The sequence below is a fragment of the Aeromonas sp. 600479 genome (genome assembly GCF_049175515.1).
Classification (GTDB): domain Bacteria; phylum Pseudomonadota; class Gammaproteobacteria; order Enterobacterales; family Aeromonadaceae; genus Aeromonas; species Aeromonas veronii_A.
Window position 1 is genome coordinate 126404 of the sequence record NZ_JAAKVF010000003.1, and the last position, 13633, is coordinate 140036.

The 13633-nt window shown below is 53.7% G+C and carries 12 protein-coding genes; 2 read left to right on the forward strand and 10 right to left on the reverse strand.

Features of this window, described 5'->3' with window-relative positions:
• Positions 1-12 precede the first annotated feature (12 nt).
• The 10 genes from icmH to G5149_RS05180 all read right to left on the reverse strand — a co-directional run bounded on the left by icmH (position 13) and on the right by G5149_RS05180 (position 10443).
• Positions 13-792: a type IVB secretion system protein IcmH/DotU gene (icmH, locus tag G5149_RS05135; protein WP_005347302.1), complete on the reverse strand. Its 780-nt coding sequence runs from the start codon at positions 790-792 to the stop codon at positions 13-15.
• Positions 793-815: 23 nt separating this feature from the next.
• On the reverse strand, positions 816-2150 hold the full coding sequence (gene tssK, locus G5149_RS05140; protein WP_005347303.1) for a type VI secretion system baseplate subunit TssK: 1335 nt from the start codon (positions 2148-2150) through the stop codon (positions 816-818).
• A gap of 2 nt (positions 2151-2152) precedes the next feature.
• Positions 2153-2668: a type VI secretion system lipoprotein TssJ gene (tssJ, locus tag G5149_RS05145; protein ID WP_236345367.1), complete on the reverse strand. Its 516-nt coding sequence runs from the start codon at positions 2666-2668 to the stop codon at positions 2153-2155.
• On the reverse strand, positions 2668-3903 hold the full coding sequence (gene tagH / locus G5149_RS05150) for a type VI secretion system-associated FHA domain protein TagH (RefSeq protein ID WP_005347305.1): 1236 nt from the start codon (positions 3901-3903) through the stop codon (positions 2668-2670). Before tagH ends, tssJ begins: the two co-directional genes overlap by 1 nt.
• Before the next feature lie 39 nt (positions 3904-3942).
• Complete coding sequence (gene tssG, locus G5149_RS05155; RefSeq protein WP_005347306.1) at positions 3943-4941, reverse strand: type VI secretion system baseplate subunit TssG; 999 nt, start codon at positions 4939-4941, stop codon at positions 3943-3945.
• Positions 4905-6671, reverse strand: a complete 1767-nt coding sequence (gene tssF / locus G5149_RS05160) for a type VI secretion system baseplate subunit TssF (protein WP_216978371.1) — start codon at positions 6669-6671, stop codon at positions 4905-4907. The genes tssG and tssF overlap by 37 nt, the downstream gene beginning before the upstream one ends.
• Positions 6672-6674: 3 nt before the next feature.
• Positions 6675-7106 (reverse strand): type VI secretion system baseplate subunit TssE, encoded by a 432-nt coding sequence (gene tssE / locus G5149_RS05165; protein WP_005347308.1) that lies wholly within the window; start codon positions 7104-7106, stop codon positions 6675-6677.
• Between the two features lie 6 nt (positions 7107-7112).
• Positions 7113-8594: a type VI secretion system contractile sheath large subunit gene (tssC, locus tag G5149_RS05170; RefSeq protein WP_005347309.1), complete on the reverse strand. Its 1482-nt coding sequence runs from the start codon at positions 8592-8594 to the stop codon at positions 7113-7115.
• A gap of 37 nt (positions 8595-8631) precedes the next feature.
• Positions 8632-9135: a type VI secretion system contractile sheath small subunit gene (tssB, locus tag G5149_RS05175; RefSeq protein WP_005347310.1), complete on the reverse strand. Its 504-nt coding sequence runs from the start codon at positions 9133-9135 to the stop codon at positions 8632-8634.
• Between the two features lie 969 nt (positions 9136-10104).
• Positions 10105-10443 carry a hypothetical protein gene (locus G5149_RS05180; RefSeq protein WP_421211893.1) on the reverse strand — a complete coding sequence of 113 codons (339 nt, stop codon included), beginning with the start codon at positions 10441-10443 and terminating at the stop codon, positions 10105-10107.
• A gap of 545 nt (positions 10444-10988) precedes the next feature.
• Here G5149_RS05180 and G5149_RS05185 point away from each other — a divergent pair.
• Both G5149_RS05185 and G5149_RS05190 read left to right on the forward strand, forming a co-directional pair.
• Entirely contained in the window at positions 10989-11921 is a 933-nt protein-coding gene (locus G5149_RS05185) for a hypothetical protein (protein WP_421211895.1), read from the forward strand.
• Positions 11903-13345, forward strand: coding sequence for a metallophosphoesterase (locus G5149_RS05190; RefSeq protein ID WP_337072833.1), 1443 nt, complete (start codon positions 11903-11905; stop codon positions 13343-13345). Before G5149_RS05185 ends, G5149_RS05190 begins: the two co-directional genes overlap by 19 nt.
• Positions 13346-13633: the final 288 nt, after the last annotated feature.

Below are 13633 nucleotides of genomic sequence, written 5' to 3' on the forward strand. Positions count from 1 at the left end.
CTCCTTAGTATTTTATTTTAATAATTCGCCCAGTTGACGCAGTACGTCCTGGGTCTGGTTATCGAGTTGGTGGTGATAGAGGCCAAAGATGATGGCCAGGATCAGCGCGCCGCCCATAAACAGGGTGCGCAGGGAGACTTGCTTGCGCAGCTGGTAGCGAGATGCCTGCTGACCGAGATCAAGATGAAACACGCTGGGGGCCTCGCCGCCACTTTCAGGTGACAGCTGCTTGTGCAGTTGCTTGACGATCCGTTCAAACTCGTCACGGCCCTGGCTCATCACCTTGTAGCGCCCCTCGAAACCGAGGCACAGACAGAGATAGATGAACTCCAGAATGTCGCGATAGCGCACCGGGTCCTCCTGCAGGCGCGCCAGCAGTACGAACACCTTCTCGCCCCCCCAGGTCTCGTTGTGAAAGCGGGCCAGCAGGGAGTGTTGGGACCATTCACTCTGGCTACCCCAGTCACGTCCCATCACCGCCTCATCGATAAAAGTGCAGAGGATGTAGCGAAACGAGAGGACAACGCCGTTCTCGTAGCCCTGCGCCATCAGCTCCTGTTCGATGGACTGGATCTCGGTCACCACCCGCTGGTAGAGCTCGGGCACCCGGTCGTAGCGCGACAGCAGGCGTACCCGCTGCACCAGCCCCAGCAAGGGGGTCACCGCATCGATCATCGGGTTGATGCTCTGGCCGCGCAGGCGAAACCAGTAGTCCGAGTCCATGTCCAGCTGCTCGGCATGATCGAACAGCAGGTCGCTCAGTTGCTCGTTCTTGATAATGTCCGTGGTCATCTCTGCTTGTTTCCTTGATGCGATCACTGGCTACGGATGGCCCAGAGCTGCATGTCGAGCTCGGGGAAATCGCCGGCAATGTGGAAGGCGAGGGTGTTGCTGACCGCCAGCATCTGCCAGGCCGGGCTCTGCCGGTCGAGCTGGAAGTAGCTGTAACCCGCGTGATAGGGGAGCTGGCGCGGCGCCACCGGCAGCGGCAGCAGTGGAATACCGGGCAACTGCAGGCTGATGAGCTCGCGGATCTTGTCGCTGGAGGCCACCTTGGTCTGCTGCAGCAACTGCTTGCGCAGCTGCTCCTGGGGCATGCGGGCACGCACCGCCAGCACAAAGTCGGCGCTGGCAATCAACTCGCTCTCGTTGACCATGGCTACCATGACGCCGTACTGGTGCTTGCGCAGCTGGATGGAGACGGCGCGCGGCGACAGCACGGTACTGAGCGCCTGACGCAGGGCCAGCATCACCGGCTCGAAGCTCACCTGCTGATCGTCGTGACGATAGGCCGGGAACTCGGGCGGCAGACGGGACTCGTCGGTAAAGGTCATCAACTCGCCACAAAGCTGCACCAGTGCCTCGTGCAACCGCTCGGGGTGCAGGGTGCCAAGACGCGCCAGATGGGAGAGCTGGGGCTGAGCCCGGTTGAGCAGTTGCAGCATCATGAACTCGGCCACATCGGCCACCCCCTGCTGTCCCGGCGCAGCGATGCGCTGGGAGAGGCTGCGAGCCCGCTCGGCCACGAGGCCAGCCGATTCGCCGAGGAAGCGCTTGAGGGTCGGAATGGCAGAGACGCTGATGCTGCAGGGCATGAAGTTGGGATCCAGCACCAGACCGCCGTCCGGACGTTTGTCCAGAATGCGGGCGATGGCGAGCGAGGCGTAGGCGCTGCGATCTTCACGCTCCAACATCAATCGCAAGCTGACCCGACCCACTTCGAGGGAGACCACATCCCCCCCTTCGCTGTGCAGGTCGCGCACATCATGACGATGGGCCTGTAACCGGGTAGCCACCTGACCGCCCTGCCCCACCTCATTGACGCCGCTCACCGAGAGCGGCAGCGCCAGATAAACCTTCTGGTTGGCCACCGAGGCGTCGGTGACTTCCAGCGGGGTCGGCAGCACGTCGTCGTTGGGTATGTTGAAGACGGTGCCGTCCGGCAGGATACCCGTGGCCCCCACCAGCGCGATGCGGCCAAAGCCGAGGTAATCCTCGTTGATAGCAAGCGACTGCAGCCCGTAGAAATAGTCGGACAGCGCGCTCAAACGCGCGTGCAGCGCATAATCCGAATGTCTCTGTTGTTGCTGGAAGTGCTGGGGCTTGATAAAGAGCCCTTCACGCCAGATAACCCGATTTCGACTCGACATAATTATTCTTCTTCTTTTTGTAGTTCCACTTCATCCAGGCGCAGGTGCACCAGGATGTGATAAGCCGCGCCCTTGCTCTTGACCTTGATGACCTTGCGCCACTCGGCACTGTCCGGATCGGCGTACCGTGCAATCACGCCGATGTAACGGGTCTTCTTGTCGAGCTTGACGGGGGGCAGGTATTTGAACTGGCCCGGCAGCAGGGTGTACTCCTGATGGTCGAGGTAGTTCTTGCCAAGGGCCTTCTCCACATCTGCCGTCACCTGGTCGTAGTCGGTGGCGAGCAGCCTGGAATCTTCCGCCAGCAGCACCACCTGAAACTCGATCGGCGCCGCCTCCCCGCTCTCGTTGGGGTTGACGTCAGGCTCCGCCAGCAGGCTCAGCCCCAGGGTGGATGGCTGGTCATCGTTGCTCCCGACCTGGACATCCGGGTTCATGACCACATCGGCCATCTTGCCCATGGTGGTACAACCGGCCAGGGCCAGCAGACAGGCCCCAAACCACAGTGCACGTATCATCAAATCAGTCCCTGTTGCTGACGCACGGCCTGGTCATAGGCCTGGGCGTAGACCTGATGGAACAGCTTGTCGAACCCCTGCTGACGGGCAGAGGTGAGCTCGCGGTAGTAGTGCTGGTACATGTTCCAGGCCCACCCCTCATCAGCCATCCCCGGCGCGCCGCTGCGGCGGTATTGCTCGAAACGGCCGAGCAAGGCTTCCGGTGAGAAGGCCTGCAGGATGCTGTCGAGCGCCGCACTGATGGCCTGCTGGTTTGCCACGTGGTGGATGCGCACGTTGTGCAGGCTCTCGGCCACCGCGGCCGGCGCGCTCAGGTGCACCGGGCTCTTCTGCTCGGCAAACAGCACCGCCAGGGTCTCGTCATAATCGAGGCCAAGGCGCAGAGGGTTGTCCTCGATGGGGCGCAGGTGCTTGTCTGCCAGCGCCGCCTGATCGCTTTGCAGTTGCAGCAACCCCTCCACCATGGCCCGCACTGTCTTGCCCATCTCTTCGAGCATGTCGTGAGCCTGTCGGGTGTCCTGCAACTGCAACGGCTGACCCAGCCCGCGCATCAGCGGCGTCAGGGCGACGTGATCAACGCCCTCCAGTGGCTGGAAGTCGGGGTGGTTCTCGATGGCAGGCATATCCAGAAATTCTTGGTTCATGGTGTTCTCGACGGCAGAAAATGGAGCGAGGGATACGGTGTCCATATCCGGTTGAAAATGCGGTTGAGCCTGCGGCTGGGTATCCATCAGCGGGCCAGGAGCCGCACGCTCCTGCTGCAATGCCAGCAGGGGGTCGACTGCCAGGGCCCGAGGATCATCCAGGGTCTGGGTGTGGTGGTGATCGCTGGCCAGCCACTCGTCAAGCTGTTCGGTTGGACGGTTGCCCAGCACCTGCTGCAGGCTCTGCTCGGGGGAAATGGCACCGAGATAGGCGCGCAGCCGGAACGGGCCGACCACCAGCTCGTCCCCCTGCTCCAGATGCACCTTGCGAGCCCGCCCGATGGGCGAGGTAGCACCATTGATGTAGGTCTGGCCGCTGAGATCGCACAGGCAGAAACGACCGTCATTGAGCTCGACCCGGGCATGGGCCGGCATCACCGCCCCCAACCTGTCTCGCAGTTGCCAGTCATCCTGTTCGGAGGAGCCCAGGGTGCCTCCCATCTCGTCGAAGCGATATTGCACCTGCTGGCTGCCGTCGAGCTGCTCGCTGTTAAGCACCACCAGAGATAGTTGCTGGTTAAAGTCGTCCACATTCACTCCTGCACGTATTCCTACACTGAATTTCTGTGCTTATTCCTGTACACAGATCGTCACGAACGGGTCACTCGGCGGTTGGCCGAGAAAGGTACTCCACCCCAGACGGGCACTCTGCTCTTCACCAAGTCGCAGCCCCTTGGCCTGCTCCTGGCCGAAGCCAAGACGCAGATCCCAGGCCAGCTGATCGCGCAAGATGAAGGAGACAAAGGTCACCAGGGCGTGGAAATGCTCCCCGTTCGGGAGAAATCCGAGAAACTGGCCAAAACTCAGATCATTGATTTTCAATAAAAACTTGCCGGCACAATCATTGACCTTGTCACCGATGACGAAGTCCTGCCCCAAGGTAACGCCAGCGCCGCCCAGACGGTTTTGCTGCTCCTCATGGATAGGCACCTTGCGCCACTGCCAGGCGCTCACCTCTACATCCGCCAGATCGAAGCAGTGGGCCACCAGACCCGCGACCACCTCGGGCGAGCGGCTGGGGCTGGCCAGCATGCCCGCATAGGAGAGCATCTTGGCGCGGTTGACCGGCAGGCTCTGGCAGACGGCGTCGTTGCCAAGCCCCACCAGCGCAAACATCAGGCGGGAGAACCCATCCTCACCGTCGTCCTGAAAACGGACGTGGTAGCGATACTTGCGCCAGATCCGGTGCAGCAGGGTCAGCAGACGGTGGTGGAAGAAATCCAGAAACAGGCCGAGCTTCTGCTCACCCTGGGCGTACTCCCACGCCAATGAGTCGAGGTAGTACCCCGGCATCGGCGACTGGCTGCCGTGCAGACCCAGAAAGGCCACTTCCAGCTCGTGACGCCCCTTCTCGTCGCGGCCAATCTGCAGCACGTCACTGGTGGGAAAGCCCAGCGATGCGGTCGCCTTGAAACGAATATTCTCGTCACTTGGCAGGTGGTCGAGACCACGCTCCTGATCGGCGCCATCGAGCCGGTTGAGCAGCTCGACCAGCTGGAAGAAATTAAAACGGGGCGCCTCGTTGGCGGCGCTCACATCAGGGAGTGCTGACCGATCTGGACTGGCCACTGATAGCGCTCCTTGTTATCGAGATTGACCACCTCAAGCAGGTGGAAGGCGTTGACGCTGGCATAGAGCGAGAAGAAATGGGCCAGCACGGTACTGAACAGATAGAGCTCCCCTTCGCTGCCAAAGGCGGACTGACGGATGGAGAGCACCGACTTGAGCCCCCGCACCGGCATGCCGCGCACCAGCCTGTCCACCGGCTTGGTCTCGATCTCCTCGATGCCCGCCAGCCGCTTGCGCGACGCCTGCTCCGCCTGCTTGTCGTGCAAAGCGGGAAAGTCGTAGGTACGCAGCACCTGCACCAGGGCATCGCGCCGCAGCAGAGAGACATAGTTGAGCGACAGGTTGGAAATCAGGGTCCAGTGCAGGCTGCCATCCAGTGCCGGGCGCAGCGGCCGGGTCGGCCGGATCAGGTTGCGGAAGGTGGCAAACGAGGGCGAGCTGCCGGTCGGCACGCAGATGCTGCCGACCTTGAGGCGGGCGGCGCGGGAGCGGTTGGTACAGGTAAGCGTCACCGAGATGGATTCATCGAGATCGACCGTGGTGGTTTCATCGCCCCGCACAAACGAGAGGCTGTGCTCGAAACCATCACCACTCACCGACTCCCTGACGCGCACCCGGTAATAGAGCGCCAGCCGCTGCTTGGCCCGCTCTATCTGGTGCTGAAAACTTTCGAACGGCTGATAGATGCGCGGCGTGCCGCGAGAGCGCCCCAGATTGCCCTCGACCCAGCCTTCAACCTGATCCACCGAGAAAATTTCGAAACTGTCCGCATAGCGATAGCTCGCCTTGAGCGGATATTCCGCCTGACGGCCGTTGAGATTGACCGGCTCGCTGTCGTGCTGGAACAGGTTGATGGCCGGCACACAGTTGAGCATGAAAGAGTCGGGACGGATCTTGAGTTCCGCCGGCAAGGGCCGGTCGAAACAGAAATGAATTTTGAATTCACTCACCGGCAGCGGCTGTTTGGGCCACTCGCCACCGGAGAGTTCGAAGAAGAGGAAGCTCTCCGGAAAGCAGAAATACTCCTGCAGGATCCGGTAGCCGGAATAGACGTTGTTCGGATAGGGCAACAGCGCATCGTCGCGCTCGAAGCCGACCGATTTAAGGGCCCTGGCCTCCTGGCGAAAGCGCTTGCCGTCGATCTCCAGCTCGATATGGGAGAGCTGGTTGGCGAGCCAGAAGTAGAGCTCATACGCGGTGTAGCTGTCGCCACCCAGGAAGAAGCGCAGCTTGTCCAGCTGCAACTCGCTGAGCAGCAAAGGAGCATGCAGGGCGATATCCAGCGAGATGGTCGAAAGATCGTTGCCACTTTGCGCCGTCACCTCGCGCATCTCGGCCGGATAGACCCAGGCATCGTGACAGGTTTGAAAATGACAGGTCACATCGTCAATAGGCAGACTGTCGAGTTGGCAGCCCTGCTTCACCAGCGCGGGCTGGGCGATGGCCCCCGGAATAACCGAAAACTGCATGATGGTCATGCTGGGGACGGGACGCAGGTAGTTTGGCCAGAGCATATTGAGCAGACCGTGGGTCAGCTCGGGAAACTCGTCTTCAATTTTTGCGCGCAGGTTGCCCGTGAGAAACGCAAAGCCTTCCAGCAGGCGTTCCACATCCGGGTCGGTATTCTGCTCCGACAAAAAACGGGTGAGTTCGGGATAGCTATCGGCAAATTCGCGCCCTTGCAGGCGCAAAAAAGCCAACTCATCCCTGAAGTAATGTTCCAGCGACATTGATCAGACCATGCGGTAGTGACGGTGACTGTCCATATGGACGTTGAACGAGGTAACTTGCTCGATATGCTCCAGCCGCACGTGGGCCGTCACCTGAAACGACATCTCGAGTGGACTCGCCTGATAGTCGGGTGAACGGACATCCACATGCACAATCCGCGGTTCATAACGACGGATGCATTGCCGGATCGCTTCGCGGATCCGCCCCTTGATATCCGCACTGCCCTGAGTGGCGTCATTGAGATCGATGACGCCAAGCTCGGGAGCACTGCGGCAATTGCCGGGACGGGTGTTGAGGATCTGTTCGAGCTGCCGCTTGACAGAATCAACCAACTCCTCAACCTCCGAACGGGGAGAAGGGCTCAGCCCCTCCCCCCGTATGCGATCGAACAGGCTGGCCGCATTTCCTCTATCCCAGGAAGAGAGATACGGCATCGGGCCTTATTCCTTGTCCAGTCGACCTACCAGAGAGAGCTCGAAGCTCGCCCCCATGTACTTGAAGTGCGGGCGTACTGACATGGCAACCTGATACCAGCCCGGCTCCCCTTCCACATCCAGCACCTTGATCTGGGCGGCGCGCAGCGGACGACGGCTGCGGACCTCTGCCGGCGGATTTTCCTGATCGGCCACAAACTGCCGGATCCAGCTGTTCAACTCACGTTCCAGATCCTGACGCTCCTTCCAGGAGCCGATCTGCTCGCGCTGCAGCACTTTGATGTAGTGCGCCAGGCGGTTGATGATGAACATGTAGGGCAGCTGGGTGCCTAGCTTGTAGTTGGTTTCGGCCTCGCGTCCTTCCTTGGTGTTCGGGAACACCTTGGGCTTTTGCACCGAGTTGGCAGAGAAGAAGGCGGCGTTGTCGCTGTCCTTGCGCATGGTCAGGGTGATGAAACCCTCTTCCGACAGCTCGTATTCACGACGGTCAGTGATCAGCACTTCGGTCGGGATCTTCGCCTGCAGCTGACCCATGGCTTCATAGACGTGTACCGGCAGATCGTGGATCGCACCACCGCTCTGCGGGCCTATGATGTTCGGGCACCAGCGGTACTTGGCGAAACTGTCAGTCAGGGAGGTGCCCATCAGATAGGCGGTGTTGCCCCACAGATAGTGATTGTGATCCGAGCTGATATCTTCCTGATAGTTGAAGCCCTTGATGGGGTTTTCAGTCGGATCATACGGCAGACGGGCCAGGAAGCGCGGTGCAGTCAGTCCCAGATAACGGGCATCTTCCGACTCGCGCAAGGCTCGCCACTTGGTGTAGGACGGCCCTTCGAATACCGATTTCAGATCCTTGATGGAGGGCAGATCGGTAAAGCTGTCTACACCAAAAAAGGTCGGTGCAACGGAAGAGATGAAGGGGGCATGAGCCATGGCGCCGACCGCACTGACATACTGCATCAGCTTGATATCGGGTCCGCTGTGGGTGAAGGCGTAATCACCGATCACGGCGCCCACCGGCTGACCACCAAACTGTCCATAACCACTGGAGTAGACATGCTTGTAGAGACCGGACTGGGTGATTTCGGGGGAAAACTCGAAATCTTCCAGCAGCTCTTCCTTGGTGGCGTGCAGCACCTGGACCTTGATGTTCTCGCGAAAATCGGTGCGATCCACCAGCAACTTCAGAGAGCGCCAGGAGGACTCCATCTCCTGCAGCGGCTTGGCATGGAGGATGACGTCCATCTGCTTGCCGAGCTTCTTGTCGAGCTCGACAATCATGCTGTCCACCAGTGCCTTGTTGACCGGACTGCTGGCAGTACCGCTATCCAGAATGTTGGCGATCAGGGCTGCGACCCCCTGCTTGGCGACGCTGTAACCCTCATCAACCGGGGTGATGCGCGCTTGTGCCATGATTTCGTCCAGCAAAGAGGACGAGGAGGCGGCATTCGCCCCCGCTTGAACCTGTTCTTCGACCAAAGACATGTTTGTTCCTTCTCGTTCAGTCAATACAACCCGCCGATCACTCGGCTGGCTTGATCAAATCCAGCTCTTTGAGCAACTGCTCACGAGCCTCATCACTGGACAGCAGATCCTGCAAACGATTGCGGAAGGCAGGGATATTGCCGAGCGGCCCCTTCAGGGCAACCAGCGCCTCACGCAGTTCCAGCAGCTTGCGCAGTTCGGGCACTTGCTGGGCCACATTGTCAGGAGTGAAGTCTTCCAGGGACTGGATTTTGATCGAAACCGGCAGCTCGTCCTGGCTGTTCTCTTCCAGACGATTTGGAACGGTGAAGTTCAGTTCCAATGCCGATTCTTTCATGACAGATGAGAAATTATTCTTGTCGATGGAGACAGTCTGACGCTCCTCGATGGGGGTATCTTCGGTGCGTCCTTTCATGTTGCCGACCACCATCATGGTCAGGGGAAGTTCTACTTCTCCCTGTTGACCACCAGTCGACGGTACATACTTGATATTTATACGTTCTTTGGGCGCTACTGTGGCGCCATCAATTCCTTTTCCCATGCTCTAGTACCCGATTTTGAGGTTTTATCAAGAGGGGCTGAGCTTATATTCAATATAGCCAGCCTCAACTGTAATAAATTACAGTTGAAGCAATGGCCATATTAAACAGGGAAAATTCCGAGTAATAACTTTAATATTTTGTGACATATCAATAAGCCGTCACGGCGCGACCCACACGGCACCCACCCTCTTGTCCTCATATTTATTTCTTTTGATACCGTCAACGCTACCTCGTTGCTTTGCATCATAAAAATAAAAACAAAACACAACAAAATCATAAACATGCGTTCATTTCACAAAGGTTTTCAGCGCCAGAAGCTTTAGTGACATCTTGTTCGGCACATTATCGTTCTCGGCACATCCATATACGACAAATTCTGACATATATGAATCAAGGGAATGTGATATGTGCTGGATGGCATGGTCTTGAACAAAATTGTAACCGGAAATGACAACCTGACAATCGGAATAATCTGACATAAAACAGGAGGTCAAAAATGGCAGAAACAGATAAGTAAAAATTACGCCATTAAAAAACAGTGATGCGTTTATATCCCTGATTAAATTTATTTGAGAGCAAGCCATAACACCGTCAATGGGAGCACTCCCTGCTAACACTGGAGTCAATCTGGAACGGAATGGGCAGTGGAAATCAGCCCCCAAGCACCTGCGTCTGTTTTGACGCTGCGCCCGGTCAGCAGAGGCAGAGGGATGTCACCATCATTCACCAAGCGCATGGTATGGCTCCGGGAATAAATATGAGCCTTGATCAGAGAGCCGAACCGTTCGCTCGAGCCACCGGAGCAGGGATCCCTCGCTGGGGAGATGGGGCGTAATAAGAGGCACAACCAGATACCGCTCTTTTGCTACATAGAGAAGTGCACCTTACTCCACAAGAGGCGTCGTTCAGTGCGCCAAAAAGCACGGGGGCCTGATGGCCCCCGCAAACACACCGGATGAGAAAATGCCTTACTTGGCGGCGCTATCCTTCACGCACTTCTGGACAAAGCTGTTCTTGGCCGCGCCAGCCAGCTTCTTGTCGGCTGCCGCCTTCTCGCACTTGGCCGCCGGATCCATCGCCGCGCCCGTCTTCACGCATTTCTGGATAAAGCTGTTCTTAGCCGCACCGGCCAGCTTCTTGTCGGCGGCCGCCTTCTCGCACTCGCCGGTCGCGGCGCCCGCGGCATCTTTCACGCACTTGCCGACAAAGCTGGTCTTGGCGGCGCCGTTAAGCTTTTTGGCTGCGGCCTGCGCCTCGCACTGCAACTGGGCTGTGTCGTTGGCAAAGACCGGATTGGCCAGCAGCACGCTGCCGCAGAAGGATGGTACGCTTCATGGGTGATCTCCTCTCTATCTGGTGATCTGTTTGCATGGTCATATTGGCATGACGATGTGTTGCAAATGGCTGTGATTGCAACAGCTGATTGTTGCCGCAGATCCCCCGCCTCGCCAGCTTGGGAGCGGAACACAGGGCAACCATCGCCCGCACTATAGCGCCGATTGCCGGAGCGGGGCTGCCCCCAGCCAGCCCCTCCTCAGCGGCAAGCCATCCCTCTCTTCCCCGTCACACTCGCCAACCCCAATAAAACCAAGGGCCATGGGAATCCTGTATCGTGCCGCTGCTATTTTTTGAGCTGGCGCATAAAACGTGAATTTTCCGATAGTTACGTCATCTTCTGACTGGCACATCCCGATCGACGAGGCTTATGATAGCCATCCGGTGCCTATTCATCTTCGATGGGCAGCTGCCCTCGCTGGTTAATGGAGCATTTTGGAAGCTGTAATCCATGGGCGGTAGCGTGGATTTATAGTTTTACGTATCTATGTTTGGTATCCATATATAAGGATGGATCATGAGTATTTTAGATAGACCTGACCCACACCCTTTAGATTTTGACTGGAGATTTGATGAAGAAAGTACCAAAAGAATAATTGATCTATTTTCTGGTAATACAAATGTATTATGTTTAGGTACACCATCAGTATCAACTAAATTGTCTGGAGATAACTACATATTAGTTGATTGGCATCCGTTCCAAACTGTTGAAAACCATCTGCGCGTCAATATTAATCAACACTCCCCAATAATAACAAACTCTGATTATGTGATAATGGACCCTCCATGGTATCTAGATATATATTTTCGTTGGATCTCTTGGGCATGCAATTCTGTAAAACCAAATACAAAAATTCTCTTTCCAATTTGGCCAGATGAAACTAGACCAGATGCAATTAATGAGAAAAAGCAACTTTTCGATTGGTTGAGTATATGGGGTGAATATAGTTTGTCGAGAAACTTCATATCATATGACACGCCATACTTTGAAATACTAAGCAATGTAAAAAGCAATACAAAACCGAATCCTAGAGTAGCAGATTTAGTTGTATTTACATTTCATTCTAGCCCACCATTATTTGACCCAATCGTAAATAATGACACATGGGTAAGATATGTGTTCGACAATTATCAATTAGCAATCCGAGTAACAGATAGCACATCTTCGGAAAGCAATGAAAAGATTGAAGTACAATTCATCAATGGTATGAAAGATTGGATTTGGCCATCAGTAAGCAAGAGAGCTATAGGAAGGGAAAATATAAATATATGGAGCTCTAATAATGAGGTAGGGATTGTAAACAACACTCAAAACCTAATTTCACTATTAGACAAAGCAATTGAATCTGGTTTTTATGAAGAAGATAGAAGTACACTCGGCGAATTAATTAACTGGAATATACCTCTCCCACCATACAAAAGAATTATAAAATGGAACCAAAGAAACTAGCTTTTAGATTTCGTAATTCACAAGATGGAATAGACACTATCACTGAGCATCAAAAAATAATTAATAAGGATCGTGCTGTCTGGTGGGGGTGGTGGAAAAAAGATCATGAACACATTGATGATAACATTGTCGAATTAATATCTAAATTCAGTGGAGATGTTAGCTTAGTCAACCGAGAAAATAAAAAGCTATACACAGCACATGTTGACAGAGTTGAATTAAACACTGCAGAATCAGAACAAAAAACAAGTTCGAGAGTTCCTTCATATTATAGGGGGAACAGTGACAACGTATATGCATGGCTTTTAATCTCTTCTATTACAGAGAAAAAATACAGTGATACTATTGATAATTTATTCTCAGACAATGAAAATCCAACTTTCATTATATACACTGGGAAGACATCAAGTAGCCTTGCAAAAAAAACCGAACGAACCAAACTAGACAAAAGCACATTTTTGTTTATTTCCGACATTCATTTTGGAAAGGATTACGCCCACAAATACCAGCCTAATAGAAATAATCTTTCATCAATACTGAAGAATGACCTAAAAAACTTAGGCTTAGATAATGATATAGCTTCAATCATTATTAGTGGTGATATAACATCTAACGGTGACTGGTCTGATATGCAAATGAATTCAGCAATAAAAGAGCTTCATTCATTAGCAGACAATCTTAATGTACTACACCATAATATTATTGTTTGCCCTGGAAATCATGATATAAACAGATACTCACCTAGCGATCCACAGTATGACATAGAACAACAATCAATATTGAACCAGCAAAATACTCAACATGAGAGAAACTTTAGAATATTTAGGGAAGATTTGAATGGTCGAACCAGACAATCACCACTTAACTACCTTCATGACTTTTTCATGCCTAAAGTGGGTGTAGATATCGATCTATGCGTGTTGAATTCATGCTCAATAACAGCAACAAAATGGACTGAATATGGCTATGTTGGACAGGCTGGGCTTGATGTTCTTGCCCAATATGGCATCGACTCATCATCAAAAAAATATAGACTTGCTGTTTTACACCATCACCTACTCCCAATAAATGACCTTGAGAAATTGAGCAGCAATGGAATCTCAATGAGTATTGATGCAGTTGATATATTGAAAACGGCTATCAGTCATGATATAAGCACAATAATACATGGCCACCAACATCTTTTTCATGCTATAGAGTATTCAACATATCCTAGATATCATACTCCATCAAAAGCAAAAACTGTAAAAATTCTAGCCAATGGAAGTATAGGGGTTAACTCAAATCGCAGAGTAGAAAATGAACGCCATTGTTATATTGTCATGACATTCAACGAGGATGACGTGGAAATAACAGCTAGGGAAATTACTGGAGCTACATCCAAAGGAATTACAATAAATAATTTTAGAGACAACTACATATGATGACAACTCCTTTTTACCTGACGTTATTTTCGCGATAGTTAAATATTAAAAAACTTGGTCAACAATACATAAAGGAGACCAAAAAGCTCACACTTCATAGCTAACTGTTACTAGCCGATAAGCTTTTACCATTATTACTAAGGGTACAAAAATACCAGCTCAAACACCGCAAACTGTTCTTTCATTTACATAACAAACAATTTCTTATGGCATGATTATATAACCTAAAATTAGATGCTAGGATTGGGAAAAATATGACATACGTTAAATCCATGTTATGGTTTGGTT

Bases quoted from the DNA above. Each gene is read 5' to 3' on its own strand.
- icmH (WP_005347302.1), bottom strand. From the start codon at position 792: ATGACCACGGACATTATCAAGAACGAGCAACTGAGCGACCTGCTGTTC.
- tssK (WP_005347303.1), bottom strand. From the start codon at position 2,150: ATGTCGAGTCGAAATCGGGTTATCTGGCGTGAAGGGCTCTTTATCAAG.
- tssJ (WP_236345367.1), bottom strand. From the start codon at position 2,668: ATGATACGTGCACTGTGGTTTGGGGCCTGTCTGCTGGCCCTGGCCGGT.
- tssF (WP_216978371.1), bottom strand. From the start codon at position 6,671: ATGTCGCTGGAACATTACTTCAGGGATGAGTTGGCTTTTTTGCGCCTG.
- tssE (WP_005347308.1), bottom strand. From the start codon at position 7,106: ATGCCGTATCTCTCTTCCTGGGATAGAGGAAATGCGGCCAGCCTGTTC.
- tssC (WP_005347309.1), bottom strand. From the start codon at position 8,594: ATGTCTTTGGTCGAAGAACAGGTTCAAGCGGGGGCGAATGCCGCCTCC.
- tssB (WP_005347310.1), bottom strand. From the start codon at position 9,135: ATGGGAAAAGGAATTGATGGCGCCACAGTAGCGCCCAAAGAACGTATA.
- G5149_RS05185 (WP_421211895.1), top strand. From the start codon at position 10,989: ATGAGTATTTTAGATAGACCTGACCCACACCCTTTAGATTTTGACTGG.
- G5149_RS05190 (WP_337072833.1), top strand. From the start codon at position 11,903: ATGGAACCAAAGAAACTAGCTTTTAGATTTCGTAATTCACAAGATGGA.